This is a genomic window from Cyanobium sp. ATX 6F1 (assembly GCF_024346315.1).
Classification (GTDB): domain Bacteria; phylum Cyanobacteriota; class Cyanobacteriia; order PCC-6307; family Cyanobiaceae; genus ATX-6F1.
Genome location: NZ_JAGQCS010000006.1, coordinates 171,398 through 195,631, shown reverse-complemented (window position 1 = coordinate 195,631; position 24,234 = coordinate 171,398). Strand labels below are relative to the sequence as shown.

Sequence of the window (24,234 nt, the reverse complement as noted above, 5' to 3'; positions counted from 1 at the left end):
AATTCGAAACCTTCTACACGAAGAACATTCTTCTGAACGAAGGTCTGCGTGCCTGGATGGCACCAGCTGACCAGCCTCACGAAAACTTCATCTTCCCCGAAGAGGTTCTGCCCCGTGGTAACGCTCTCTAATCCCAATCTGGTGTCAGTCGGGGGCATGGACCTCGACTCCACCGGATATGCCTGGTGGGCGGGCAACGCCCGTCTGATCAACCTCTCCGGTCGCCTGCTCGGAGCCCATGTGGCCCACGCTGGCCTGATGGTCTTCTGGGCAGGAGCGATGATGCTCTTCGAAGTGAGTCACTTCACTTTTGACAAGCCCATGTACGAACAGGGCTTCATCTGCATGCCCCACGTGGCCACCCTCGGCTACGGCGTTGGCCCAGGCGGCGAGGTCACCGATCTCTTCCCCTTCTTCGTCGTCGGGGTGCTCCACCTGATCAGCTCCGCCGTCCTCGGCGTCGGAGGCTTGTATCACGCTCTGCGCGGCCCCGAGATCCTGGAGAACTACTCCGCGTTCTTCTCCCAGGACTGGCGCGATAAGAACCAGATGACCAACATCATCGGCTACCACCTCATCCTGCTCGGAGTCGGTGCGCTGCTGCTGGTGTTCAAGGCGATGTTCTTCGGCGGCGTCTACGACACATGGGCACCCGGTGGCGGTGATGTGCGTCTGATCACCAACCCCACCCTCAGCCCCGGCGTGATCTTCGGTTACCTCACCCGCGCCCCCTTCGGCGGCGAGGGTTGGATCATCGGGGTGAACTCGATGGAAGACATCATCGGCGGCCACATCTGGATTGGTCTGATCTGCATCTTCGGTGGCATCTGGCACGTGATCACCAAGCCTTTCGGCTGGGTGCGTCGTGCCTTCATCTGGAATGGTGAGGCCTATCTGAGCTACAGCCTTGGAGCCCTGAGCTTCATGAGCTTCATCGCAAGCTCCTACATCTGGTTCAACAACACCGCTTACCCCTCGGAGTTCTACGGCCCCACCAATGCCGAGTCCTCCCAGGCCCAGAGCTTCACCTTCCTTGTGCGTGACCAGCGCCTGGGGGCCAACATCGGTTCCGCCATGGGCCCCACGGGTCTGGGCAAGTACCTGATGCGCTCTCCCACCGGTGAGATCATCTTCGGTGGTGAAACCATGCGCTTCTGGGATTTCCGAGGCCCCTGGCTGGAGCCCCTGCGCGGTCCCAACGGTCTGAGCCTCGACAAGCTCCAGAACGACATTCAGCCCTGGCAAGTGCGCCGGGCCGCTGAATACATGACCCACGCGCCCAACGCCTCGATCAACTCCGTGGGTGGGGTGATCACTGAGCCCAACTCAGTGAACTTCGTGAACATCCGCCAATGGCTGGCTGCCACGCAGTTCATCCTTGCCTTCTTCTTCCTTGTGGGTCACCTCTGGCATGCCGGCCGCGCCCGCGCCGCCGCTGCCGGTTTCGAAAAAGGCATCGACCGTCAGGCCGAGCCCACTCTTGCTATGCCCGACCTCGACTAGGTTCGGCACCCAGGCTCCATGAAGCCCCTTCACCCCCGCCTTGTCGGGGGTTTTTTATGGCGAAACGTCGAGTTCCGAAGATCACGGTTGTGGCCCCAGCAGGCGCCTCGGGCGGCGCGGGTCAAGACCCCTCGGCCAGAAGCCAGCGCCGCAGCAGCGGCAGGCTCAGGCCGATCACGTTGCTGAAGCAGCCCTCGATCCGCTCCACGTGCAGTCCACCGCGGCCCTCGAGCGCAAAGCCACCGGCGCAGTTCAGCGGTTCGCCCGTGGCCACGTAGGCGCTGATCTCGTCTGCCCCCAGCGGGGCGAACAGCACCCGGGTGGTCACCGTGGCCAGCAGCGGGGCCGGGCCGGGACGCAGCAGCTCAGGTCGCAGCAGGTCAGGCCGGAGCAGGCAGTGCCCCGTGTGCAGCTCCCCCCAGTGGCCGGCCATACGGCTCCAGCGGGCTTCCGCGTCGGCGGCGTCGCGGGGCTTGCCGAACACCTCACCCTCGAACTCCAGCACCGAATCGCAGCCCAGCACCGGAAGCCGCCCTGCCTCCCCAGCCAACCCCACCTCCAGCGCCGCCACCGCTTCCGCCTTGGCCCGCGCCAACAACTGCACGAGTTGGGCCGGTTCGGCCGCTTGGATGGCCTCCTCATCGATACCGCTCACCCGCACACGGTGGGGGATGGCGGCCTGCTCCAGCAGGCGGCGGCGGGCGGGGGAGGCGGAGGCCAGCAGCAACATCGCCAGCGGTGGGGCAGGGGTGGACCTGAGAATGGCAGCAGTTGGCCGGCCCCTCCCGGTTCCCGCGCTTGAGCCAGATCCCCACGCCAGCCGATCCGCCCACGGCGGCCCCCCTCCCTGAGTTGATCGATGGCGATGGGCGCTCCCGGGCACGGGCCTGGCGGGCCATGGGCTGCCTGCCCTTCCGGCGGGCCCTCTATGAGCGGCTGGCGGAAGGGGGCGTAAGCGCCGAGGATCTCAGCGCCCAGGAGGCGGTGCCGCACTGGCTCCAGCGGCCTCTGAGCCGTCGCCAGGCGGAGCAGCATCTGGCCTGGCTGATCCGCCTGGGGCTGATCCGCTGGGAGGTGGATGGCCAGGGCCTCACCGACCGGGTGCGGCTCACCCCCATGGGCCGGCAGTTGCTGCGTCAATGGCCCGGAGAAATCCCCAGCGCCGGACCCCTGGCCCGGCTGCGCGACGCCCTGAGGCGCCACTGGCCCCTGTGAGTCCTGCCACGACGAACTCCCCCGCCATCGGTACCACACCACTGATGGTGCTGGGCACCAGCAGCGGCGCCGGCAAATCGCTGATGACCGCGGCCCTCTGCCGGGTGCTGCGGCGTCGGGGCGAAACCCCCCTGCCCTTCAAGGGACAGAACATGAGCCTCAACGCCTGGGTGGATCAGGGCGGCGGCGAGATGGCCTACTCCCAGGCCCTGCAGGCCTGGGCCGCCGGGCTGGAGCCCCAGGTGGCGATGAACCCGGTGCTGCTCAAGCCCCAGGGCGACAGCACCAGCGAGGTGATCCACCTGGGGCGCTCCGTGGGGGTGACCCGCGCCGAGGACTACTACCGCGACTGGTTCAGGCCCGGCTGGGACGCCATCCGAGCGGGCCTCGATCAGCTGCGCGCCGCCCACCCCGGCGGCCGGCTGGTGCTGGAGGGGGCCGGCAGCCCGGTGGAGGTGAACCTGCAGCCCAGGGATCTCACCAACCTGCGCCTGGCCCAGTTCCTGCGGGCGCGTTGCCTGCTGGTGGCCGACATCGAACGCGGCGGGGTGTTCGCTCAGATCGTCGGCACCCTGGCCCTGCTGCGCCCGGTGGAGCGCCCCTTGATCAAGGGCCTGCTGATCAACCGCTTCCGGGGCCGCAGCAGCCTGTTCGAAGACGGCCGCCGCTGGCTGGAGCGGGAAACGGGCCTGCCGGTGCTGGGGGTGATGCCCTGGCTCGACGAACTGTTCCCACCAGAAGACTCCCTCGATCTGCTGGAGCGGCGGGCGCGCAAACCGGAGGCGGAGCTGGAGATCGCCGTGCTGAGGCTGCCCTCGATCAGCAACTTCTCCGATCTCGATCCCCTCGAGGCCGAGCCGTCGCTGCGGTTGCGCTGGATCCGCCCTGGCGATCCCCTGGGCCGCCCCGACGCGGTGCTGCTGATCGGCAGCAAGCAGACCCTGCGGGATCTCGAAGCACTCAAGGCTGCGGGCCTGGGCGCTCAGCTGAAGGCTTACCTGGCCGAAGGGGGCCACGTGTTCGGCCTCTGCGGCGGGATGCAGATGCTCGGCAGTGAACTGCTCGACCCCGATGACCTCGAGGGGGGAGCGGCGGGCCCAGGGGCGGTGGCGGGCCTGGATCTGCTGCCGCTGCGCACGCGTTTCGGCGCCACCAAGACCCTGCGTCAGCAGCGCGGAGCGGCCCTCTGGCCGCCGGGGGCGCCCCTGGAGCTGGAGGGGTTCGAGCTGCACCGGGGGCAAACCGAGCCGCTCGATGGTGCCCCGGATCAGCCGAGGCCCCTGGCCGCAAGCACAGGCCTTGGCTGGTGGCTGCCCGTCGGCGATCGGGGCGGGCTGGTGGCCGGCGCCTACCTGCACGGGCTTTTCGAAGCGGGGGCCTGGCGGCGGCGCTGGCTCAACCGGCTGCGCGAGCGACGAGGGCTCCCCCCCCTGAGCGAGCGGCAGCCCCACCACGGCCGCCAGCTGGAGGCCCTGCTGGATCGACTGGCGGATGCCTTCGAAGCACACGTGGACCTGGGGCCCCTGCTGGGTCCCCCCTGAGCCCCCCAGGCTGAGCAGCGCCGATGATGCAGCTGTGTTGCGCAGCACCAACCGCCATGGGGGAGAAGGCCACCATCGAGGTGACCTGGCCTGGGGGAGTCCGGGGCCCGGTGCAGGTGGGCCGGGACTGGCTGCCGGCGGCGGCCGAGGCGGGCCTGAACATTCCCACCGGTTGCCTGGCGGGCAGCTGCGGTGCCTGCGAGATCGAGGTCAATGGCCGCGTCGTGCGGGCCTGCATCGCCACGGTGCCCTCAGCCCGCAGCGGCCGGCTGCAGGTGGCGCTGGCCGCCGATCCCCACTGGTGAGGCACCAGGAGCCAGCGGCTCAGCGCTGGATCAGTCCGCCCCCCAGCAGGCACTCACCTTCGTAGAACACCGCCGCCTGGCCCGGGGTGATCGAGAACTGGGGCTCGCTGAACTCCAGCGTCCAGCGGCCCTCTCCGCCGGGGGTCAGTCGGGCGGGCTCCGGAGCGCTGCGGTAGCGCACCTGCACCTCCACCTCCAGGGGCTTGCCCGGAGCCTCGATCGACACCCAGTTGAGTTCGTCGAGCTGGCAGGAGGAGCGGGCCGCCTCGGCCCGGGGGGCGACCACCACCCGGTTGAGGGCCCCGTCGAGGCGCACCACGTGCAGGGGCTGGCTCCAGGCCACCCCCAGACCCTTGCGCTGGCCGATGGTGAAGTGCTCGATGCCGTCGTGGCTGCCCAGCACGGTGCCGTCAGCGAGCACGATCTCCCCTGGGCGCGGCGGCAGGTAGGCATCCAGGAACGCCTTCATCGAGCCGTGGTGGTCCGCCAGGCAGAGGTCCTGGCTTTCGGGCTTGGCGGCGGTGCGCAGGCCGTAGCGCTCCGCCTCGGCGCGGGTGTCGGCCTTGGTGAGTTCGCCAAGCGGAAACACCAGAGCGGCGAGCACCTCCTGGGAGAGGCCGTAGAGGAAATAGCTCTGGTCCTTGTGGGCGTCGAGGCCGCGCAGCAGCTGGGTGCGGCCGTTGGCGGCCTGCTCGGCCGGGCGCGTGCGGGCGTAGTGACCGGTGGCGAGGCGACCGATGCCCAGCTCGGCCCTGGCCCACCCCAGCATCGGGGCGAATTTCACCTCCCGGTTGCAGCGGGAGCAGGGCAGGGGGGTCACCCCTTCGCCGTAGCCCGCCACGAGGAAATCAACGATCTGCTCGCGGAAGCGCTCGCGGGAATCGACCACGTGGTGGGGCACCCCCAGCTGCTCACAGATGCCGGCGGCATCCACCAGCCCTTCGGCGCAGCAGGCCCCCTTGCCGCTCATCAGCCAGAGGGTGAGGCCCTCCACCTGCCAGCCCGCCTGCACCAGCAGGGCGGCGGTGAGGGAGCTGTCCACACCGCCGGAGAGGCCCACCGCCACCCGCTGCTCCCCGGGCCAGGCGGCCAGGCGCGCCAGGGCCTCCGCCCCGGCCCGTGTGGCGGCGGGGCTCGAAAACACCGAGGGCAGGGAAGCGGTGGTCAAATCGAAGCGCCTGGGAGTTCCCATCATGGAACCGGGACTGGTCCCCTGTCTGAAGGTCTCCCCACCATGCGTGCGCCCCACCCCCCCTGGCCCCGGCGGGATGCCGCCCATCTGCTGGCGAGCTCGGCCCAGATGGCGGCGATCGAAGCGGACCTGTTCGCCCATGGGCTGCCGGTGGAGGCGCTGATGGAGAAGGCGGCCCTGGCGATCACGGCGGCGCTGTTGAGTGCGCCCTCGCGGCTGAAGCAGGGGGTGACGGTGCTGGTGGGCCCCGGCCACAACGGCGGCGACGCCCTGGTGGTGGCCCGGGAGTTGCACCAGGCAGGTATTCCGGTGCGGTTCTGGAGCCCGTTCGAGCGCCACAAGCCGCTCACCGCCCGCCACCTGGAGTACGCCCTGTGGCTGGGGATTGAGCGGCTCAGCGCCGCCCCCGATCCGGCCGAGGACAACCTTTGGATTGATGGCCTGTTCGGCATCGGCCAGAGCCGGCCGTTGGACCCGTCAATCGAGGTGCTGCTGGAGCAGCGTCAGCGCCGGCGGCCCGGCCGCCTGGTGGCGATCGATGGGCCCAGTGGCCTCTGCGCCGACAGCGGCCAGCTCCTGGGCCGCGTCGCCGCCTGCGCCCAGACCACCTACACCCTCGGACTGATCAAGCAGGGGTTGGTGCAGGACACCGCCCTGGCCTGGGTGGGGGAGCTGCGGCGCCTCGATCTGGGGCTCCCCCAAAGGCTGTTGGAAGCGCTGCCGCCCCAACAGCCCCTGGGCCTGGCTGCCGCCGACCGGCACGGGGCCCCGGCCCCCCAGCTGGGGCCGGAGCGGGCCAAGTACGGCCGCGGACGACTGCTGCTGGTGTGCGGCAGCGAGCGCTACCGCGGCGCCGTCCAACTGGCCCTGCTGGGGGCCAGTGCCAGCGGTTGCGGCAGCCTCCGGGCCGCCTTGCCCGAGGTGATAGCCAGGGGGCTCTGGGCCGTGCAGCCCCATGTGGTGGTGGAACGCGCCCTGACCTGCGATCGCGACGGCAGCCTGCACATCGGGGCCCTGGGGGAGCCCGGTGCTCTGGAGCGGCTCGATGCGGTGCTGCTCGGGCCGGGGATCGGAGCGATCGCTGCAGGCGAGGGAAGGCCCGGGGAAGAGGCGGAATCGGAGCAGGGGGCCTGGCGGGCGCTTCAGGGCTTCACCGGCCTGCTGGTACTCGATGCCGATGGCCTCAATCGGCTGGCCCGCCGGCCCAGCGAGGTTGCCCTGCTCTGGCTCCAGGGCCGCTCAGGCCCCACCTGGCTCACCCCCCACGGGGGCGAATTCGCCAGGCTGTTTCCCGGGCTGGCCGGGCTGCCGCCCCTGGAGGCCGCCGCCGCCGCCGCCGCCGCCAGTGGCGCCACGGTGTTGCTCAAGGGGGCACGCACGGTGGTGGCCAGCCCCCAGGGGCAGCGCTGGCAGTTGATCGAGGCTGAGCCCGCCTGCGCCCGCGCCGGCCTGGGGGATGTGCTCGCTGGCTACGCGGCCGGACGCGGGGCCATGGCGATCGCAGGCGACGGAGCCACCGGTGGCCAGACAGCCGTGGAAACCTTGAGCGCCCTGCTGGCGGCGATGGCCCTCGACCATGCCCAGGCCGGGCTCCAGAGCGCCCGGGAGGGGGGAGCAGGGGCGGCGACGCCGATGGCCGTTGCCGCGGCGCTGGGGCGCATCGGTGCCGAGGCAAGCTCCCACGGCTGACGGGCGTCTCACCATGGCCGCCGCCCGCGGCGCCCCGCACAAAAAATGTGTGGTTTTACACGTATAAAGCTGAAGGGTTATTGACATGACAGCCGCGAACCGCAAGTTCATACGAGATTCATTGCATCGAAAGGCCCAGGGTTCATGACAACCTCCAGCCTCCAGGCCAGTGGCAGCCGCCGGAGAGGCAGTGACCCGATCAGCTGGTATCTGGCGACGATCGGCCGTGTACCGCTGTTGACCCCGGCCGAAGAAATCGAACTCGGCAATCAGGTGCAAACGATGATGCGCCTGATCGAAGAGGGGAACCTCGAGCTGCTCAGTGATCAACAGAAAAAGACGATCAAGGTGGGGCGGCGCTCCAAGGATCGAATGATGAAGGCCAACCTTCGTCTGGTGGTGAGCGTGGCGAAGAAGTATCAGGGCAAAGGCCTTGAACTTCTTGATCTCATCCAGGAGGGATCTCTGGGGCTCGAGCGGGCGGTCGAAAAGTTCGATCCCACCCGGGGCTACAAGTTCTCCACCTATGCCTTCTGGTGGATCCGCCAGAGCATGACCCGGGCGATTGCCTGTCAGTCGCGCACGATTCGCCTGCCGGTGCACCTGAGCGAACGGCTCAGCGCCATCCGCAAGGTGAGCCTCGATCTGGCCCACAAGTTGGGGGCGATGCCGAGCCGCCAGGAAATCGCCGAAGCGATGGCGATCCCCATCGAGGAACTCGATTCCCTGCTGCGCCAATCCCTGACCACCTCCAGCCTGGATGCCCCGGTCAACGGTGAGGAGGGACGCAGTTTTCTCGGGGATCTGATCGCCGACAACAGCCAAGGCGAACCGCTTGATCTGGTGGAGCGCGGCATGCACCATGAGCAACTGGGGCGCTGGCTCACTGCTTTGACCGACCAGGAGCGGCAGGTGCTGGAGTTGCGTTTCGGGCTCGAAAGCCAGGAGCGCCACACCCTGGCCGAGATCGGCCGGCTGTTGGAGGTGTCCCGCGAGCGGGTGAGGCAGGTGGAGCTCAAGGCCCTGCGCAAACTGCGCAACCTCACCCGCCGTCAGAGCGTCGATCTTTGATCGCCAGCTGGGTCGATCTCTAGATCGCCCTTCGATTGGGGTGGGTCAGTCTTCCGCCCAGATGTAGCGGGTGAGCTCGGAGGGATCGGGCTCAGGGGCCGCCAAAGCAAAGCTGACCGCATCGGCCACTTCGGCATCGATCTCCTTTTCGATCGCCTTGAGCTCCTCGGCGCTGGCCAGGCCGTGCTCCTTGAGGTGGGCAGCCAGTGCCTTGATCGGATCGCGCTCCGCCCAGAAGGCCTTCTCGGCCTCGCTGCGCAGTTCATCGGGGTCGGCCAGGGAGTGGCCGCGGAAGCGATAGGTGAGGCACTCCAGCACGGTGGGGCCCTCACCGGCGCGGGCCCGCTCGATCGCCCGCTGGGCCGCGGCCCGCACCGCCAACACGTCCATCCCATCCACCTCCTCACCGGCCATGCCGAAGGCCGCCGCCTTGCGCCAGATCTCCGGATCGCTGGTGGCCCGGTCGTGGGCCATGCCGATCGCCCACTTGTTGTTCTCGACCACGAACAGGATCGGCAGTTTCCAGAGGGCCGCCATGTTCAGGCACTCGAAGAACTGACCGTTGTTGCAGGTGCCATCACCGAAGAAAGCGGCCGTCACCGCATCGCTGGAGGCATCCCCGAGGGCGTCGCGCTTGTAGCGGCTGGTGAAGGCCGCCCCGAGGGCCACCGGAATGCCCTCGCCGATGAAGGCATAGCCCCCCAACAGATGGTGCTCTTTGGAGAACAGGTGCATGGAGCCACCACGCCCCTTGCTGCAGCCGGTTGCCTTGCCGAACAGCTCACTCATCACCTCCCGGGCGGGCACGCCGGCGCTGAGGGCGTGCACGTGGTCGCGGTAGGTGCTGCAGAACCAGTCGTGCTGGGCCTTCATCGCCTTGATCACGCCCGTGCTGACGGCCTCCTGGCCGTTGTAGAGGTGCACGAAGCCGAACATCTTGCCCCGGTAATACATCTCGGCGCACTTGTCCTCAAAGCGCCGACCCAGGGTCATGTCGCTGTAAAGCATCAGCCCGTCGTCGCGGCTGACCGTGGTGGGACCGGCGGGATAGAGCGCCGCCAGACGCTCCGCATGGCTGCCAGGGCCCCCGGTGGAACCCTCCGCAGCGCTGACTCCGCCGACCTGAACCGGGGCAACGATCTCCTGGGTCATGGCGGAGGAGGCTGATCGGGTGAGGCTGACTGTACGGGGTCCGTCCGCATTCGGCAGTCAAAACCACTGACGCTGCCTACAGTCGCGTGCCACCGGTGTCCCGCGGTTGGAACTGCCGATCGACCATTTCCGCCTTCTCGGTGTCAGCCCGGCCGCCGACGCCCAGACCGTGCTGCACACCCTGAAGCTGCGGCTCGATCGCCCCCCCGACCAGGGCTTCACCCAGGAGACCCTCCTGGCCAGGGCTGAGCTGCTGCGCAACAGCGCCGATCTGCTCAGCGATGGGGAGCGACGCGCCCGCTACGAGGCCGAACTCACCAACCTGTCGGTCGCGGAGACCTCGCTGGTGCCGGGACTGGAGGTGCCCCCCTCCAGGGAGGTGGCGGGCCTGCTGTTGCTGCTGGAGGCGGGCCAGGGGGCGGAAAGCTTCGAAGCCGCCCGCCGCGGTCTCAACCCACCCCAGGCTCCGGCCCTGGGCAGCAGCCGGGAAGCTGACCTGACCCTGCTGGCGGCCCTTGCCTGCCAGGCCAGCGCCGAGGATTACCGCAAGGAGCGCCGCTACGAGGCCGCCGCCCAGACCCTGCAGCTGGGGCTGCAGCTGCTGCAGCGCATGGGCCAGTTGCCGGCCTCCCGCCAGGCGATCGAACGCAGCCTGGCAGCCCTGCTGCCCTACCGGATCCTCGATCTGCTCAGCCGCGATCTGGCCGCCGTGGCCGAGCGCCAGGAAGGCCTGCAACTCCTGGAACAGCTGGTGCAGCAACGGGGTGGACTGGACGGCCAGGGGGACCCCGACTTCAACGCCGGGGAGTTCCAGGCTTTCTTCAAGCAGATTCGCCAGTTCCTGACGGTGCAGGAGCAGGTCGATCTGTTCAGCCACTGGGCGGTGCCGTCCTCTCCCACCGCCGGTTTCCTGGCCAGCTACGCCCTCACCGCCTCCGGTTTCAGCCAGCGCAAACCGGAGCGGATCGCCTCCGCCCGCGAGCGCCTGGCCGCCGGTGGCCAGAGCGGCATGGAGCCCTATCTGGCTTGCCTGTCGCTGCTGCTGGGCCAGGTGGAGACCGCTCAGACCCTGTTTGCCCAGGGGGCCAACGAGGAGCTGCGCCGCTGGGCGGCCGAACAGGGGGAGGAACCCCTGGCTGGCCTCTGCGCCTACTGCATCGACTGGCTCGATCGCGAGGTGTTGCCGGGCTACCGCGACATCGAAGTGGACGTGGATCTGGAGGCCTGGTTCGCGGATCGAGACGTGCAGCTCTATGTCGAGCGTGAGGACCGCAAACACCTACGCAGCGGAGAGGCCGGAGCCGCAGGCAGCTTCGCTGAGGCCCCCAACCTCCTGGCGGATTGGTCGCCCGCCATCTCAGGGCTCGGCAGCGGCACCGGTGTTCCCGTGGTGCCCCATGGTCTGGAGCAAGGGGCCGAGGAGGACGAGGTCGAAGACGAACTGGACTGGCCGTCATGGCCCCAGTGGCAGCTACCCCAGTGGCAGTGGCCCCAGTGGGGCAGGCCGCTCCAGGCGATCAGCGCCTGGTTCCCGCCAGATCTGCGCCTGCCGGCGTTGAAGCGGCCGGCCCTCACCCGGCCCGCCTTCAAGCGGCCGACCTTCAGCCGGCCAGAGCTTCCCCCCTGGGGCCGCCCCGCCGCCCAGATCCTGCTGGCCCTCGGCGTGGCCGCCGGTGGCCTGGCCCTGGTGCGCCACCGGCTGGCAGCCGGAACGCCCGAGACCAGGAGTCCCTCCAGCTCAAGCCCAGCGCCGCTGAGCCAGCCCGCCCCCCTGGCCACACCCCCGAGCGCGAAACCCGCCCCCCCCTTGCCCGCCGCCCTGCCCCTGGTGAGCGAGGAGCCCACCCCTGAGGAATTGCAAGCACTGCTGGAGGCCTGGCTGAAGGCCAAGGCCGCCGTGCTCGCCGGGGGCCGCGCCGAGCTGCCCCTCGATGAGCTCGCGCGCGCTCCCCAGGTGGATCGGCTCAACCGCCAGCGCCGCGAGGATGAAGCGGCCGGTCTCAGCCAGGCGATCGACTCCAGCGTGCGTCGCTTCACGATCACCAGCCGCTCCGCCAACCGCATCGAAGCGGAGGTGGAACTGCGCTACAGCGATGAGCTGCGCAACAGCCAGGGCAAGGTGCTGGAGCGGACCCCCGAGGGCAGCCGATCGAATAGGTATGTGTTCGGCCGCGACGGCAAGACCTGGAAGCTGGTCTTCTTCCGCCCCCTGGCCTGATCCGACTCCCATCCCCCCTGCCCGTAGCCACGCTTCGACCATGTTTGATGAGCTCTCCCAACGTTTCGAGGATGCGGTCAAAGGCCTCAGGGGCCAGGCCACGATCACCGAATCGAACGTGGATGGGGCCCTCAAGGAGGTGCGCCGGGCGCTGCTGGAGGCCGACGTCAGCCTCGCGGTGGTCAAGGACTTCATCGCCGACGTGCGCGCCCGGGCCCTGGGGGCCGAAGTGGTGCGCGGCATCAACCCCGACCAGAAATTCATCCAGCTCGTCCATGGGGCCCTGGTGGAGGTGATGGGCGGCGCCAACGCCCCCCTGGCCCAGGTTGAGACGGCCCCCACGGTGGTGCTGATGGCGGGCCTCCAGGGGGCTGGCAAGACCACCGCCACCGCCAAACTGGGCCTTCACCTCAAGGAACAGGGTCGCCGCGCCCTGCTGGTGGCCGCCGACGTCTACCGGCCCGCCGCCATCGATCAACTGCAGAGCCTCGGCCGCCAGATCGGCGTGGAGGTGTTCAGCCTCGGCGCGGGCGCCAAGCCCGAGGAGATTGCCGCCGCCGGTGTGGCCAAGGGCCGCGAGGAGGGCTTCGACACGGTGATCGTGGACACCGCCGGTCGGCTCCAGATCGACACCGCGATGATGGAGGAGATGGTGCGGATCCGCACCGCCGTGGCCCCCGACGAGGTGCTGCTGGTGGTGGATTCGATGATCGGCCAGGAGGCGGCTGAGCTCACCCGCGCCTTCCACGAGCAGGTGGGGCTCACCGGGGCGGTGCTCACCAAGCTCGACGGCGACTCCCGCGGCGGCGCCGCCCTCTCGATCCGCAAGGTGAGCGGCGCGCCGATCAAATTCATCGGCACCGGCGAGAAGGTGGAAGCGCTGCAGCCGTTCCACCCCGAGCGGATGGCCAGTCGCATCCTCGGCATGGGCGATGTGCTCACCCTGGTGGAGAAGGCCACCAAGGAGGTGGAGCTGGCGGATGTGGCGCGGATGCAGCAGAAGCTGCAGGAGGCCACCTTCGACTTCTCCGATTTCGTTCAACAGATGCGCCTGATCAAGCGCATGGGCTCACTCGGGGGCCTGATGAAGATGATCCCCGGCATGAACAAGATCGACGACGGCATGCTCAAGCAGGGGGAGGCCCAGCTCAAGAAGATTGAGGCGATGATCGGCTCGATGACCGCCGCCGAACGTCAGCAGCCGGAGTTGCTGGCGGCCCAGCCCTCCAGGCGGCGCCGCATCGCCGCCGGCAGCGGCCACACCCCCGCCGATGTGGACAAGGTACTGGCCGATTTTCAGAAAATGCGCGGCTTCATGCAGCAGATGAGCCGTGGCGGTCTCGGTGGGGGCCTGCCGGGGATGGGCGGTGGCTTCCCGGGGATGGCAGGAGGGTTCCCCGGCATGGGGGGCGGCCTGCCCGGAATGGGGGGATTCCCAGGCCAGCCGGGGGCCGCGGCCCGGGGCGGCGCCGCGCCGCGGCCCCCCAAACCGACCAAGAAACGCAAGGGTTTCGGGCAGCTCTGAGGTGGTCAGGCCGCAGGGTATCGTTGACGATTGGCGCGTGATTTCACCGCCGTTTCCTCCTCCAGCAAACAAGGCAAGGCCACGATGATCAAGCTCCGCCTGAAGCGGTTTGGCAAGAAGCGGGAAGCGAGCTTCCGCCTGGTGGCCACCAACAGCACCTCCCGCCGCGACGGCCGCCCCCTCGAGGAGCTGGGCTACTACAACCCCCGCACCGACGAGACCCGGCTGGATACCGAGGCGATCCGTGTGCGTCTGGGCCAGGGCGCCCAACCCACCGACACCGTGCGCACCCTGCTGGAGAAGGCCGGGCTGGTGGAGAAAACCATCCGTCATGGCGAAACGGTCGGAAAGCTGAAGCAGGCTGAAGCCCGCGACGCCGCCGCCAAGGCCGCCGTCAAGGAAGCCGCGGCAGCCAAAGCCGCTGAAGCCGTTGCTGCGGCTGAAGCCAAAGCTGCCGAAGCCAAAGCCGCTGAAGCCGCTGAAGCCGCTGCCGCCGCCGCAAGCGAAGCCGAACCGGCCGCCACGGAAGCCTGATCAGCCCCCCCATGGCTGGGGTCGACGGCCTCTCCTCCTTCTGCCTTGAGCTGCCCGATGGGGGCACGGCCCTGGCCCTGGCCGGTGAGGCGGACGCCACCCTGCACCGCATCGCCGAACTCACTGGCGCCACCCTGGTGCTGAGGGGGCTCAACCTGGTGATCCAGGGGCGTCCCTCCCAGCTGGAGCGGGCCGCGGCCCTGGTGGAGTTGCTGCGACCCCTCTGGCAGGAAGGCCAGGCGGTCAGCGCCGTCGACCTGCAGACCGCCCTCGCCGCCCTGGACACCGGCCGCGGCGAGGAGCACCAACAGCTGGGCCAACAGGTCCTGGCCCGCAGCCAGAGCGGCCGGCTGCTGCGCCCCCGCACCCTCAACCAGAAGGCCTACGTCGAGGCGATGGAACGCCACGACCTCACCTTGGCGATCGGACCCGCCGGCACCGGCAAGACCTTCCTGGCCACCGTTCAGGCGGTGCGGCTGCTCACGGAGCGCAAGGTGGAGCGTCTGGTGCTCACCCGGCCGGCGGTGGAGGCGGGCGAGCGGCTCGGTTTTCTGCCCGGCGATCTGCAGCAGAAAGTGGATCCCTACCTGAGGCCCCTCTATGACGCCCTCCATACCCTGCTGGGCACTGAGCGCACGGCCGCCCTGCTGGAGAAAGGGGTGATCGAGGTGGCGCCCCTGGCCTACATGCGCGGCCGCACCCTGGCCGATGCCTTCGTGATCCTCGATGAGGCCCAGAACACCACGCCGGCCCAGATGCGCATGGTGCTCACCCGCCTGGGGGAGAACTCGCGCATGGTGGTCACCGGCGATCCCACCCAGAGCGACCTGCCGCCCCAGCAGCCCTGCGGTCTGATCGAGGCGGCCGAGGTGCTCAAGGGGGTGGAGGGGGTGGCGATCTGCCGACTCAGCGCCGCCGACGTGGTGCGCCATCCCCTCGTTCAACGCCTGGTGCAGGCCTACGCCGAACGGGACCGTCGCCACAGCCGGGCTCTATAGGGAGAACCACACCCCACCCCCTGGCCTGCGCTGGCAGGATGGACAGGTTCGAACCCTCTGGTGAGCCATGCCGGCCAGCAGCAATTTTCAGCAAGCGATCCGCGAAGCCCAGAGCAGCGCGCTCGTGGGACCCAATGTGGTCAACAAGGCCCTGCCCTACGTGGGTGGCGGCATGGTGCTCACCGCCGGCGGTGTGGCCGGCGGCCTGACCCTGCTGGCCACCAGCCCAGCCCTGTTTCAGCCCCTGTTCTGGGTGGCGTTGATCGGCAACTTCATCCTCTTCTTCGTGGCCCAGAACGTGGCGATGAAGGGGAACAGCGCCACCGCCCTGCCCCTGCTCACCCTCTACAGCCTGCTGACGGGCTTCACCCTCAGCGGCATCGTCGCCCTGGCCATCGGCACAGCCGGCATCGGCGCCATCGGCGTGGCGGCCCTGGCCACCGGCATCACCTTCGTGATCGCCTCCTTCCTGGGGCGGCGCATGAGCGACAGCGTCGGGCAATCGCTCAGCGCCGTGGTGGGTCTGGGGATTCTCGGCCTGCTGATCGCCATGGTGGTGCAGGTGGTGGGCGGCATCTTCGTGCCCGGCTTCGGCGGCGGCGGCATGGAGCTGCTGATCGCCGGCTTCGGCACGGTGCTGTTTGTGGGAGCGGCCTTCGTCGACTTCTACACGATGCCCCGCACCTACAGCGACGACCAGTACCTGGCCGGCGCCCTGGGCATGTACCTGACCTACATCAACCTGTTCATCTTCATCCTGCGGCTGATCATCGCCCTCAACGGCGGCGGCCGCCGCGACTGAGGCACAGATGCTCTCAAGCCAGGCGCCCCCCCAGGGGCGCTTTTTTCATGGGCTGGCGCCGGGGGGCGGCTGGAAGCTGCGCGGAATCACTCGGCCACCGCTTCGATCGCCGCCGCGATGGCGGCCTTCTGATCGCCGTCGTAGCCCCAGCGCTCCAGGAACGCCACATCGTCGCCGCTGCCCGCGGTGGCCGCCAGCAGGCGCTCCAGTCGCTCCTTCACCGCCCCAGGCTCCAGCAGCCGCAGCAGCTCCGTGCAGCGAATCTGCACCCGCTTCGATCCCGCCTGCTGGTCCCCGTCATCCGTGCGCCCGTGGTGCACCGCCATCGCCGTGCTCATCGCCAGGTTGCGGGCGGTGAGGTCCACCACCAGGTCTCCGGCGCCTCGCAGGCTCAGCACCAGGGTTTCCGGCAGCCGGTCCATCAGCGGACTGTCCCCGGCCAGGGCGACCACGAAGAAGCCCCGGGCCCCATCGAGGCTGGCCACCAGCTCCCCCACCCGATCGGCGAGCACCTCATCGCTGAGCTCCCCCGCCTCCCAGAGCGCCAACCACTGGCCGGCGATCTCCATCGCCTGGGGAAAGCTGGGCGTGGCGGGGGAGCCGGAGGCGGGGGCTGTTGTGTCGGCGGCTTGAGTATCGGCGGCGTTGGTATCGGGCATCGGGCCGGTGGGCTGGCAGTGTGAAGGCTATGGAGATCCATGATCCACCGCCCGCTGAGCTCGCGGCGGAAGCCTTCCCCAGCAGCCCAGAGGGCTTCCGCTCCGGCTTCGTGGCCCTGATCGGCCGACCGAACGTGGGCAAATCCACCCTGCTCAACCAGCTGGTGGGCGAGAAGGTGGCGATCACCTCCCCCGTGGCTCAGACCACCCGCAACCGCCTCCGGGCCATCCTCACCACCCCCAGCGCCCAGCTGGTGCTGCTGGACACCCCGGGAATCCACAAACCCCACCACCTGCTGGGCGAGCGCCTGGTGCAGAGCGCCCGGGGCGCCATTGGCGAAGTGGATGTGGTGCTGCTGCTGGTGGATGGCAGCGAGCCGGCGGGCCGGGGCGACGGCTTCATCGTCGAGCTGCTGCGCCACAGCCGCGCCCCGGTGCTGGTGGCCCTCAACAAGAGCGACCTGGTCGATCCCGCCCGCGCCGAGGAGCTCGCCGCCAGCTACCGCGCCCTGCTGGGCATTGACCCGGACACGTCCCCCTGGGGCGAGCGGCCTGCGCCCCTGGACTGGCCCCTGCTGGCCTGCAGCGCCACCACCGGCGCCGGCACCGGGGAGCTCGTGGAGGCCCTCGCCGCCCGGCTGCCCCTGGGCCCCCACCTCTACCCCGCCGGCGCGGTCAGCGATCAGCCGGAGCAGTTGCTGCTCTCGGAGCTGATCCGCGAGCAGGTGCTGCACCACACCCGCGAGGAGGTGCCCCACTCGGTGGCGGTGAGCATCGATCGCATCGTCGACGACGGCCCTCGGACCGCCGTGCTGGCCACGGTGCTGGTGGAGCGCTCCAGCCAGAAGGGGATCCTGATCGGCAAGGGCGGCACCATGCTCAAGACCATCGGCAGCGGCGCCCGGCTGCAGATGCAGAAGGTGTTTGACGGGCCGGTCTATCTGGAGCTGTTCGTGAAGGTGGTGCCGAACTGGCGCCGCAATCCCTCCAAGCTGGCGGAACTTGGCTATCGGGGAGACGGTTAAGCGCTCCAGGCCAGCCCGGCCAGCGGCTGAGAGGATGGAACCACCGCACCGCCCCGTCCTTTCCCCTTGACCGACAGCAGCGCTCCGTTTCCGCCCAAGGATCTGGCGGGCTTTCTGGCGTTCTGCGCCGGCGAATGGATGAGCCTGCGCAGCCGCTTCGCCCTGACCAGCGGCGGCGATGACAGCTGGCATGCCAGCGAGCGCGGCGAGCTGCGGGTGGAATGGCAGGCCACTGGCGGCGAAGGCGATCTCGGCGCTCTGACGTTCACCCCCAAGGGCCAGCCGTCGCGCCATCTGCGCTTCGGGGTCGACGGTGGCTTCCAGGCCGGGAGCAGCGCCGACGACAACGCCCCATTGCGCGGCACCTGGGAATTGTGGCCCGACGGCAGCCTTGAGCTGGTGGTGCAGCAGGGCGAACGGGAGCGGCGCGAGCGCATCTGGTTCACCAAGCCCAACCTGCGCCTGCGCAGCACCGTGGAGCGGTTCGCCGATGGCCGCCCGAGCGACGCCAGCTTCAGCTCCGAAATCCGCCGTGTCGCTCGTCCCCCCGCCCAGGAGGCATGAGCGGCCTCAGGCTCGATGTGGTCAGCCTGGCCCCCGAGGCCTTCGCCCCCCTGCGGGGCCTCGGTGTGATCGGCCGGGCCTTTGCCGCCGGCATCGCCGAGCTGCACACCCACAACCCCCGTGATTTCGCGAACGACCGCTACCGCAAGGTGGACGATGAACCCTATGGCGGCGGCGCCGGCATGGTGCTCAAGCCCGAACCCGTGTTCGCGGCGGTGGAGTCGATTCCGCAGCTAGCCCGGCGGCGCATCCTGCTGATGAGCCCCCAGGGCCGGCCCCTGCGGCAGGCCGACCTACAACGCTGGGCCACGGGCCACGACCAGCTGGTGCTGCTCTGTGGCCACTACGAGGGCTTCGATGAGCGCATCCGCTCCCTGGCCGATGAGGAGGTCTCGATCGGGGATTTCGTGCTCACCGGCGGCGAGCTGCCGGCGATGGTGGTGATCAACGGGGTGGTGCGGCTGCTGCCGGGCACCGTGGGCACGGCAGAGTCCCTCGAGTCGGAAAGCCACAGCACCCTGCTCCTGGAGCACCCCCACTACACGCGCCCCGCCAACTTCCGGGGCCAGGAGGTGCCCGAAGTGCTGCGCAGCGGCGACCACGGCGCCATCGCCCGCTGGCGCTTCGAGCAGCAACAGCAACGCACCGCCGAGCGGCGGCCCGATCTCCATGCCCGCTGGCTGGAGCAACAGGGGCTGAAAGACTGAGCTGGAGCGAACCGCGAGCAGCCCCATGCAACTGCGCATCGGCAACGGCTACGACATCCACCGGTTGGTGCCGGGTCGGCCGCTGATCCTGGGGGGGGTGCGGCTGGAGCACCCCGATGGCCTCGGGCTCGATGGCCACAGCGACGCCGATGTGCTGGTGCACGCCCTGATCGATGCCCTGCTGGGGGCCCTCAGCCTGGGGGACATCGGCCTGCACTTCCCCCCCGACGACCCGCGCTGGAAGGGGGCCGACAGCCTGGTGCTGCTGGAGCAGGTGATGGCCCTGGTGCGGGAGCGCGGCTGGCAGGTGCTGAATCTCGATACGGTGGTCGTGGCGGAGCGCCCCAAGCTCAAGCCCCACATCACGGCCATGCGCAGCGCCATCGCCGCCCGCCTTGGGCTGGAGCCCGAGCAGGTGGGGGTCAAAGCCACCACCAACGAAGGGCTCGGTCCCACGGGCCGCGAAGAGGGCATCGCCTGCCACGCCGTGGCGCTCTTGCACAAACCCTGATCCCCATGGCGAGCGCCCGGCCCCGACCGTCATCGCCATCCCGCCGGGGGCAGTGGCTGTCTATGGTTCTTGGTTGGCTTGTGATCGCTCTCTTGGCGCTTCTTCAACCCCAATCAGCGGCCGCCAGCGGCGCAGCTCCGACGCCGCTGGCCGATCAGGCCGAGGTGGTGGAACTGCTGCGCCTGAGCGTGCCCGCCTCGGCGCGGGCCTGCTGGCTCCAGGCGGAAGCCTCCAGCTGGGGACCCTGGCTGGACCAGCAGCGTGGCTACCGCGGCCGCCAGCTGCTCTGGGATGCGGCGCGGCAGGAGGGGCTGATCCTGATCGGCTGGGCCAGCCGCAGCGACTGGAAATCGATCCCCGCCGCCACACTCGACCAGGTGCAGGAGCGCTTCGAAGCCGCCGCTCGCCGTTGCCTGGCCGCAAACGATCCCGGCACCGGTAAGGCCGCCAGCGGTGAGCGGCCGGTGAACCCCTTCCCGATCGTTGAGACCGCTGAGTTGGTGCCCGAGCGCCCCCCGGAGCCAGCCACCAGCGAGTTGCCATGACGCTCGCCCCAGGGCACGGCCATAAAGGACAGCGCCAAGAAGGACCCAGGGCCCCTGAGGGCCTCGACGGCATGATCGAGGGCCTGGTGCACCTGGATCTGGAGCGCCGTCAGCGGCTGGGCATGGCCGAGGCGATCTGGGGCGCCCACAAGAGCGCCGAACAGATCGCCGCCATCCTCGAGCGCCTGGCCCAGCTGGGTCAGCCGGCCCTGGTGACCCGGGTGGATCCGGCCAAGGCGGCCGCGGTGCTGGAGCTGGCCCCCGCCAGCCGCCACCACCCCCAGAGCCGCTGCCTCACCCAGGGGCCCCTGGAAGAACCGGCGGGGCCTGCTGCCGTCACGATCCTGACCGGCGGCACCAGCGACCTGGTGGTGGCCCAGGAGGCCGCCCTGGCCCTGAGCTGCTCCGGGGTGGCCAGCACGCTGCTGGTGGATGTGGGCGTGGCCGGGTTGCACCGGCTGCTGGGCCGCTTGGAGCAGTTGCGGCACTCCCGGGTGCTGATCGCCTGCGCCGGCATGGAGGGAGCCTTGCCCACGGTGCTGGCGGGGCTGGTGCCCCAGCCGGTGATCGCCGTGCCGGTGTCGGTGGGCTATGGGGTGAGTGAAGGGGGCCACGCGGCCCTGCAGGGGATGCTGGCCAGCTGCGCCCCGGGGCTCCTGGTGGTGAACATCGACAACGGCTATGGGGCCGCCATGGCGGCCCTGCGCATGCTCAGGGGGTCGCCTCAGGGGGCTTCAGAGCAGGCGCTCTGAGGAGACCGATCGGCTGGGGGGAAGCTCCAGCAGCGTCTCCACCCAGCGGCGCATCGACAGGGGCAGCAGGCCCAGTTCGTAGCGCTGCAGAGCCTCAACCAGCACCGGTGTGTTCACCCATTCAACCGGCCTTGGTGCCATCCGTGGGGGCTGGAACTGGATCGCAGTGTGCAGCCCGCCGCACCCTTCCGCAAGGGGCTCAGAGGTGCTGGAGCTGGGGGTAGGCGGTGAGCAGTTCCTCGGTGCTGAGCACCTCACCGGCGCCCTCCGGCTGCCAGATCACTTCCAGTGCCAGCAATTCGGCAGAGGGCACCGAACCGAGCACCCGCAGGGCCTCGCGCAGCTCATCGGCCGTGGTCACCGCCTTGAGCGGAATGCGCCCGCGGCTGGCCACCAGCAGCGTGATGGCGATGAAATCACTGGTGGCATCGGCATTGCCGACGGCCGTGGTGGGTGAGTTCTGCCGCTGGCCGGCCACGTTAGAGGTGACCTCGCTGCGCAGCTTGCTGCGCTCGGTCATCGAGAGGCGGTTGAAGGTGGACTCGGCCGCGGCGAAGGCCACCTGGCCCAGTTCGCCATTGGCGTAGACCCAGAGATCGGGCTGGCGCAGCATGGCCAGGGTGGTGTCCTGAAGCACCCTCTGGAGACCAGTGTTGGAGCTGGTGTCGGAGCTGCCCGCGAGGCGGCGCAGATCCTCCTGAAGCTCCCGGGCCGAGGCCAGCAGGCCTACCTGCAGCTGGGCGATCGCCACCGGACCATCGCGGCGCGGGGCTTCGATCGCACCGCCCTCGCCTCCCATCAGGGCGCCGGAGCCACCGCGCAGGGCGTTGGCGATCACACCCACGATCGCCATCAGGATCAGAAATCCGAACAGGCCGCCACCGCCGAAGCCGAAGATCGGGATCAGGAAGGGAAAGCCGATGCCACCCCCATACCCCCCGCCGTAACCGCCGCCGTAGCCACCGCGGTAACCACCGCCGCCACCGCCGTAGCTGCGGGGCATCGAGGGGGCCGAGCGGAAGCTGCCGCCGCCGATGCGGCCACCGCTGGCCGCCTGGGAGGGCGCCGGTGCCGCCAACAGCAGGCCGACCAGAAACACCGGCACGAGGAGGGTGCCGCAGAGTCGACGGAGGATCAGGAAACGCCGTGAAGGGGACAACGCTGTCACCTGATAGATGCTTATGACTCTAGAAACCCCCCTCCCACGATGGTGACCACCTCGAGCCCATCGGCTTCCCGTACCAGCTGATCCGGCCAGTGGGCGCGCGGGAGGATCGCTCCGTTGAACTCGACCACCACCAGGCGCGGCTCGTAGCCGAAGTGGCGCAGGGCCGCCTCCAGATCCAGGCCCGCGGGGCAGGAACGCTGTTCACCATTGAGCAGCACCGCGATCATCTCCGCTGCGCTCATGCCAGGGCCGCCAGCAGGTCTCGGCTGGCCTGGCCGGGGTCAGCGGCCCCGGTGATCGCCCGCACCACCGCCACCCGCTGGCCCCCCGCCGCCCGCACCGCCGCCAGGGTGGCGAGCTCGATGCCACCGATGGCGAAGAAGGGAATCGGCGATTCGCTCGCCGCCTGGCGCACGTAGGCGAGCCCGATGGGCGCCCGGCCCGGCTTGGTGGGGGTGGCGTTCACGGGCCCCACCCCCACGTAGTCGCAGCCGTCGGCCACCGCCTGGTGCAGCTGAGCCAGCTCGCCGGTGCTGCGGCCGATCAGGCGCTCCGGCCCGAGCAGGCGGCGGGCCACGGCGGGGGGGAGGTCCCCCTGGCCCAGATGCACCCCATCGGCGTCGAGCGCCAGGGCCAGATCAAGGCGGTCATTGACGATGAACAGGGCCCCGTGGCGGGCGCAGAGCTGGCGCAGGGCGCGCGCCTCCCGCCAACGCTCGCCATCGGCCGCGTCCTTGCTGCGGTACTGCACCAGGCGCACCCCCGCCTCCAAGGCGGCGGCCACGGTGGCCTCCAGCTGGGGCGAGGGGCTGGTGATCAGGTAGAGCCGGCACTGGGCCAGTTGGGCGCGGCGTTCATGGCCGCCCTGGCGGGCCCTGAGCACGGCCAGCTCCAGGTCGTAGAGGGCATAGCGCCCGGCGGCGGCCTGGCGGGCCAGCTCCGGAGCCTCGCTGCGGGCGAATTCCTCCAGCACCCGCAGGGCCTCCTGCACCCGGGCACAGTTGGCCGCCACCACCTGGGAAGGGGTCCGCCGCGACTCCTGGGCGGGATGGCCCAGGCCGGCGGCCGGGTCGGAGGCGGTGTGGCGCGCCTGCTTGAAGCGGTCCTCGTGCAGCAACCCAAGCCGCTGGCGCAGGTCCTTGGTGCGGGCCACCAGATCATCGCGGTCCAGGCCGAAGCGGCACCAGTCTTCGATCACCCGCAGGCCCTCGCGGGCCCGGTCCAAATTGGCATCCAGCAGCCGGGCGATTGCCTCTCGGCCCGCCTCCGCTGGCCGATCGACCGGCTGGCCGGTGTTGGGGGGATCCTGGGGCGAAGACTCCATCGACTTGGTGTTGGAGATGGCGAAGCGGGCGAAAGGGGCTGCCTAGGGTGGCGGGAGTGTGAGCGGTCCAGCAGCCATGGCGCAGGGAGAAGCGGAAAACCCGATGCTGGTGCTGATTTCAGGGATTCTGCTGCTGGGGGGCATCGGTGCCTTCATCGTCTGGGGCCTCACCAACGCCTACCCCGCCGCCTGAGCCCAGGCCAGCCATGGCCGCTGGGGCGCCACGGGCGCCGGTGAGCTCACGGGCCTGCTGGGCGTCACGGGCGATCTGGGCACTGAGCTCCTCCAGGTCGGAAAAGCGCTGCTGACGGCGCAGCAACGCCACCGGTTCAACCACCAGCTCACGGCCCTCCAGCTCCAGCTGCCGGTCCAGCAGGTGCACCTCCACCGCCGAGGGGGCCATGGGGTCCACCGTGGGCTGGGGACCGAGGTTCATCACCGCCGCCAGCGGCGGCCCGCCATCAAGCTGCGCGAAGGCGGCATAGACCCCTTCCAGGGGCAGAAACTTGCGGCCGTCCACCTGCAGGTTGGCCGTGGGCCAACCGATCTCCCGACCCAGGCCGCGGCCCCGCACCACCCGGCCACTGAAGCGGTAGGGCCGCTCCAGCAGCCGCGCGGCCTCCTCCAGATCACCCATGGCCAGGGCCTTGCGGATGCGGCTGCTGCTGAAACGTTCACCGTTGTCCTGGAGCATCGGCAGCACCTGCACGTCAATCCCATGGCGGGCACCGAGGGCCACCAGCTCAGCGGTATCGCCGCAGCGGCCGACACCGAAGCGGAAGTTCTCCCCCACGGCCACCACCCGGGCCTGCAGCTGGCCCACCAGCACCTGCTCCACGAAGGCGGCCGGACTCAGGGCCGCCAGGGCGCGATCAAACGGCACCAGCACCAGCTGCTCGATGCCCAGCGGTTCCAACAGGCTGAGCTTCTCCACCGGCAGGTCCAGCCGCAGGCGGGTGTCGCCAAAGAGCACTTCCCGGGGGTGGGGCCAAAAGCTCAACACCGTTGGCACGGGAGCTGGCCCAGGAGCGGTGCCAAGCGCGGCCGGCCGCCAACCCGTGACCGCCTCGATCACCCGCCGGTGGCCCCGGTGCAGTCCGTCGAAGCTGCCGAGGGCCACCGCCGTGGGCCGACGGGCCTCCTGGGGCGATCGCAGCGGAATCAAATCAGGGGAGTGTGCCTCGCCCGATCGATCCTCCCATGGCAAGTTTGAGGCGCACACTCCCTTCCGCCC

Annotated in this window: 26 protein-coding genes and 1 pseudogene; 18 read left to right on the top strand and 9 right to left on the bottom strand. The window is 69.8% G+C overall.

The window, feature by feature from the left end:
- Together KBZ13_RS11090 and psbC are read left to right on the top strand one after the other, a co-directional pair.
- A pseudogene (locus KBZ13_RS11090) lies at window positions 1–131 on the top strand (photosystem II D2 protein (photosystem q(a) protein)); the annotation flags it as partial.
- Window positions 115–1,503 carry a photosystem II reaction center protein CP43 gene (gene psbC, locus KBZ13_RS11085; RefSeq protein WP_255009096.1) on the top strand — a complete coding sequence of 463 codons (1,389 nt, stop codon included), beginning with the start codon at window positions 115–117 and terminating at the stop codon, window positions 1,501–1,503. The pseudogene KBZ13_RS11090 and the gene psbC, both read left to right, overlap by 17 nt.
- Before the next feature lie 121 nt (window positions 1,504–1,624).
- Here the strand turns inward: psbC and KBZ13_RS11080 are convergent, their stop codons facing one another.
- Window positions 1,625–2,233: a Maf family protein gene (locus tag KBZ13_RS11080; RefSeq protein WP_255009094.1), complete on the bottom strand. Its 609-nt coding sequence runs from the start codon at window positions 2,231–2,233 to the stop codon at window positions 1,625–1,627.
- Between the two features lie 41 nt (window positions 2,234–2,274).
- On the opposite strand from KBZ13_RS11080, the gene KBZ13_RS11075 reads away from it, so the two are divergent.
- The 3 genes from KBZ13_RS11075 to KBZ13_RS11065 are packed head-to-tail and all read left to right on the top strand — an operon-like array spanning window position 2,275 to window position 4,564.
- A complete protein-coding gene (locus tag KBZ13_RS11075; protein ID WP_315859624.1) occupies window positions 2,275–2,718 on the top strand; it encodes an Npun_F0494 family protein in 444 nt (147 codons plus the stop codon).
- Window positions 2,719–2,762: 44 nt separating this feature from the next.
- A complete protein-coding gene (locus KBZ13_RS11070; protein WP_255009140.1) occupies window positions 2,763–4,259 on the top strand; it encodes a cobyric acid synthase in 1,497 nt (498 codons plus the stop codon).
- A 23-nt stretch (window positions 4,260–4,282) separates the two neighbouring features.
- Entirely contained in the window at window positions 4,283–4,564 is a 282-nt protein-coding gene (locus tag KBZ13_RS11065) for a 2Fe-2S iron-sulfur cluster-binding protein (RefSeq protein WP_409995647.1), read from the top strand.
- Between the two features lie 19 nt (window positions 4,565–4,583).
- Here KBZ13_RS11065 and mnmA read toward each other — a convergent pair whose 3' ends face one another.
- The gene (gene mnmA, locus KBZ13_RS11060) at window positions 4,584–5,717 is read right to left on the bottom strand and encodes a tRNA 2-thiouridine(34) synthase MnmA (RefSeq protein ID WP_255009132.1); all 1,134 of its coding nucleotides are present in this window, start codon (window positions 5,715–5,717) and stop codon (window positions 4,584–4,586) included.
- Window positions 5,718–5,798: 81 nt separating this feature from the next.
- On the opposite strand from mnmA, the gene KBZ13_RS11055 reads away from it, so the two are divergent.
- Both KBZ13_RS11055 and KBZ13_RS11050 read left to right on the top strand, forming a co-directional pair.
- Entirely contained in the window at window positions 5,799–7,445 is a 1,647-nt protein-coding gene (locus tag KBZ13_RS11055) for an NAD(P)H-hydrate epimerase (RefSeq protein ID WP_255009093.1), read from the top strand.
- A gap of 144 nt (window positions 7,446–7,589) precedes the next feature.
- Window positions 7,590–8,516 (top strand): sigma-70 family RNA polymerase sigma factor, encoded by a 927-nt coding sequence (locus tag KBZ13_RS11050; RefSeq protein WP_255009092.1) that lies wholly within the window; start codon window positions 7,590–7,592, stop codon window positions 8,514–8,516.
- 45 nt (window positions 8,517–8,561) lie between these two features.
- On the opposite strand, the gene pdhA is transcribed toward KBZ13_RS11050, so the two are convergent.
- Window positions 8,562–9,668, bottom strand: coding sequence for a pyruvate dehydrogenase (acetyl-transferring) E1 component subunit alpha (gene pdhA / locus KBZ13_RS11045; protein ID WP_255009090.1), 1,107 nt, complete (start codon window positions 9,666–9,668; stop codon window positions 8,562–8,564).
- Window positions 9,669–9,774: 106 nt separating this feature from the next.
- Between pdhA and KBZ13_RS11040 the strand changes: the two genes are divergently transcribed.
- The 5 genes from KBZ13_RS11040 to KBZ13_RS11020 all read left to right on the top strand — a co-directional run bounded on the left by KBZ13_RS11040 (window position 9,775) and on the right by KBZ13_RS11020 (window position 15,745).
- Window positions 9,775–11,886 (top strand): IMS domain-containing protein, encoded by a 2,112-nt coding sequence (locus tag KBZ13_RS11040; protein WP_255009089.1) that lies wholly within the window; start codon window positions 9,775–9,777, stop codon window positions 11,884–11,886.
- A 40-nt stretch (window positions 11,887–11,926) separates the two neighbouring features.
- A complete protein-coding gene (ffh, locus tag KBZ13_RS11035) occupies window positions 11,927–13,411 on the top strand; it encodes a signal recognition particle protein (protein WP_255009087.1) in 1,485 nt (494 codons plus the stop codon).
- 84 nt (window positions 13,412–13,495) lie between these two features.
- Window positions 13,496–13,945: a 30S ribosomal protein S16 gene (gene rpsP / locus KBZ13_RS11030; protein ID WP_255009130.1), complete on the top strand. Its 450-nt coding sequence runs from the start codon at window positions 13,496–13,498 to the stop codon at window positions 13,943–13,945.
- Window positions 13,946–13,956: 11 nt separating this feature from the next.
- A complete protein-coding gene (locus KBZ13_RS11025; RefSeq protein WP_255009085.1) occupies window positions 13,957–14,943 on the top strand; it encodes a PhoH family protein in 987 nt (328 codons plus the stop codon).
- Window positions 14,944–15,010: 67 nt separating this feature from the next.
- Window positions 15,011–15,745: a Bax inhibitor-1 family protein gene (locus KBZ13_RS11020; protein WP_255009084.1), complete on the top strand. Its 735-nt coding sequence runs from the start codon at window positions 15,011–15,013 to the stop codon at window positions 15,743–15,745.
- 86 nt (window positions 15,746–15,831) lie between these two features.
- On the opposite strand, the gene KBZ13_RS11015 is transcribed toward KBZ13_RS11020, so the two are convergent.
- Entirely contained in the window at window positions 15,832–16,404 is a 573-nt protein-coding gene (locus KBZ13_RS11015; protein WP_409995646.1) for a hypothetical protein, read from the bottom strand.
- A 29-nt stretch (window positions 16,405–16,433) separates the two neighbouring features.
- On the opposite strand from KBZ13_RS11015, the gene era reads away from it, so the two are divergent.
- The 6 genes from era (at window position 16,434) to larB (ending at window position 20,508) form a co-directional block, all read left to right on the top strand.
- Entirely contained in the window at window positions 16,434–17,429 is a 996-nt protein-coding gene (gene era, locus KBZ13_RS11010; RefSeq protein WP_255009082.1) for a GTPase Era, read from the top strand.
- A 66-nt stretch (window positions 17,430–17,495) separates the two neighbouring features.
- The gene (locus KBZ13_RS11005; protein ID WP_255009080.1) at window positions 17,496–17,993 is read left to right on the top strand and encodes a phycobiliprotein lyase; all 498 of its coding nucleotides are present in this window, start codon (window positions 17,496–17,498) and stop codon (window positions 17,991–17,993) included.
- Entirely contained in the window at window positions 17,990–18,700 is a 711-nt protein-coding gene (gene trmD, locus KBZ13_RS11000; RefSeq protein ID WP_255009078.1) for a tRNA (guanosine(37)-N1)-methyltransferase TrmD, read from the top strand. Before KBZ13_RS11005 ends, trmD begins: the two co-directional genes overlap by 4 nt.
- A gap of 25 nt (window positions 18,701–18,725) precedes the next feature.
- The gene (gene ispF, locus KBZ13_RS10995) at window positions 18,726–19,211 is read left to right on the top strand and encodes a 2-C-methyl-D-erythritol 2,4-cyclodiphosphate synthase (protein ID WP_255009077.1); all 486 of its coding nucleotides are present in this window, start codon (window positions 18,726–18,728) and stop codon (window positions 19,209–19,211) included.
- A 92-nt stretch (window positions 19,212–19,303) separates the two neighbouring features.
- Window positions 19,304–19,756, top strand: coding sequence for a TIGR03792 family protein (locus tag KBZ13_RS10990; protein ID WP_255009076.1), 453 nt, complete (start codon window positions 19,304–19,306; stop codon window positions 19,754–19,756).
- Window positions 19,757–19,827: 71 nt separating this feature from the next.
- The gene (gene larB / locus KBZ13_RS10985) at window positions 19,828–20,508 is read left to right on the top strand and encodes a nickel pincer cofactor biosynthesis protein LarB (protein ID WP_255009075.1); all 681 of its coding nucleotides are present in this window, start codon (window positions 19,828–19,830) and stop codon (window positions 20,506–20,508) included.
- Here the strand turns inward: larB and KBZ13_RS10980 are convergent.
- From KBZ13_RS10980 to KBZ13_RS10960, 5 genes are all read right to left on the bottom strand, one after another.
- Complete coding sequence (locus KBZ13_RS10980; RefSeq protein ID WP_255009071.1) at window positions 20,491–20,625, bottom strand: hypothetical protein; 135 nt, start codon at window positions 20,623–20,625, stop codon at window positions 20,491–20,493. The genes larB and KBZ13_RS10980 overlap by 18 nt on opposite strands.
- A gap of 82 nt (window positions 20,626–20,707) precedes the next feature.
- The gene (locus tag KBZ13_RS10975) at window positions 20,708–21,667 is read right to left on the bottom strand and encodes a DUF1517 domain-containing protein (protein WP_255009069.1); all 960 of its coding nucleotides are present in this window, start codon (window positions 21,665–21,667) and stop codon (window positions 20,708–20,710) included.
- A gap of 20 nt (window positions 21,668–21,687) precedes the next feature.
- Complete coding sequence (gene thiS / locus KBZ13_RS10970; protein ID WP_255009067.1) at window positions 21,688–21,918, bottom strand: sulfur carrier protein ThiS; 231 nt, start codon at window positions 21,916–21,918, stop codon at window positions 21,688–21,690.
- Complete coding sequence (locus KBZ13_RS10965; RefSeq protein ID WP_255009059.1) at window positions 21,915–23,000, bottom strand: thiamine phosphate synthase; 1,086 nt, start codon at window positions 22,998–23,000, stop codon at window positions 21,915–21,917. The genes thiS and KBZ13_RS10965 overlap by 4 nt, the downstream gene beginning before the upstream one ends.
- Before the next feature lie 118 nt (window positions 23,001–23,118).
- Window positions 23,119–24,165, bottom strand: a complete 1,047-nt coding sequence (locus KBZ13_RS10960; RefSeq protein WP_315859623.1) for a bifunctional riboflavin kinase/FAD synthetase — start codon at window positions 24,163–24,165, stop codon at window positions 23,119–23,121.
- Window positions 24,166–24,234 lie beyond the last annotated feature (69 nt).

What these genes read in the sequence shown, in the direction of transcription:
- KBZ13_RS11080 (WP_255009094.1), bottom strand. Translation starts at nt 2,233, where the DNA reads ATGTTGCTGCTGGCCTCCGCCTCCCCCGCCCGCCGCCGCCTGCTGGAG.
- KBZ13_RS11070 (WP_255009140.1), top strand. Translation starts at nt 2,763, where the DNA reads ATGGTGCTGGGCACCAGCAGCGGCGCCGGCAAATCGCTGATGACCGCG.
- KBZ13_RS11065 (WP_409995647.1), top strand. Translation starts at nt 4,283, where the DNA reads ATGATGCAGCTGTGTTGCGCAGCACCAACCGCCATGGGGGAGAAGGCC.
- KBZ13_RS11055 (WP_255009093.1), top strand. Translation starts at nt 5,799, where the DNA reads ATGCGTGCGCCCCACCCCCCCTGGCCCCGGCGGGATGCCGCCCATCTG.
- KBZ13_RS11050 (WP_255009092.1), top strand. Translation starts at nt 7,590, where the DNA reads ATGACAACCTCCAGCCTCCAGGCCAGTGGCAGCCGCCGGAGAGGCAGT.
- pdhA (WP_255009090.1), bottom strand. Translation starts at nt 9,668, where the DNA reads ATGACCCAGGAGATCGTTGCCCCGGTTCAGGTCGGCGGAGTCAGCGCT.
- ffh (WP_255009087.1), top strand. Translation starts at nt 11,927, where the DNA reads ATGTTTGATGAGCTCTCCCAACGTTTCGAGGATGCGGTCAAAGGCCTC.
- rpsP (WP_255009130.1), top strand. Translation starts at nt 13,496, where the DNA reads ATGATCAAGCTCCGCCTGAAGCGGTTTGGCAAGAAGCGGGAAGCGAGC.
- KBZ13_RS11025 (WP_255009085.1), top strand. Translation starts at nt 13,957, where the DNA reads ATGGCTGGGGTCGACGGCCTCTCCTCCTTCTGCCTTGAGCTGCCCGAT.
- KBZ13_RS11020 (WP_255009084.1), top strand. Translation starts at nt 15,011, where the DNA reads ATGCCGGCCAGCAGCAATTTTCAGCAAGCGATCCGCGAAGCCCAGAGC.
- KBZ13_RS11015 (WP_409995646.1), bottom strand. Translation starts at nt 16,404, where the DNA reads ATGCCCGATACCAACGCCGCCGATACTCAAGCCGCCGACACAACAGCC.
- era (WP_255009082.1), top strand. Translation starts at nt 16,434, where the DNA reads ATGGAGATCCATGATCCACCGCCCGCTGAGCTCGCGGCGGAAGCCTTC.
- trmD (WP_255009078.1), top strand. Translation starts at nt 17,990, where the DNA reads ATGAGCGGCCTCAGGCTCGATGTGGTCAGCCTGGCCCCCGAGGCCTTC.
- ispF (WP_255009077.1), top strand. Translation starts at nt 18,726, where the DNA reads ATGCAACTGCGCATCGGCAACGGCTACGACATCCACCGGTTGGTGCCG.
- larB (WP_255009075.1), top strand. Translation starts at nt 19,828, where the DNA reads ATGATCGAGGGCCTGGTGCACCTGGATCTGGAGCGCCGTCAGCGGCTG.
- thiS (WP_255009067.1), bottom strand. Translation starts at nt 21,918, where the DNA reads ATGAGCGCAGCGGAGATGATCGCGGTGCTGCTCAATGGTGAACAGCGT.
- KBZ13_RS10965 (WP_255009059.1), bottom strand. Translation starts at nt 23,000, where the DNA reads ATGGAGTCTTCGCCCCAGGATCCCCCCAACACCGGCCAGCCGGTCGAT.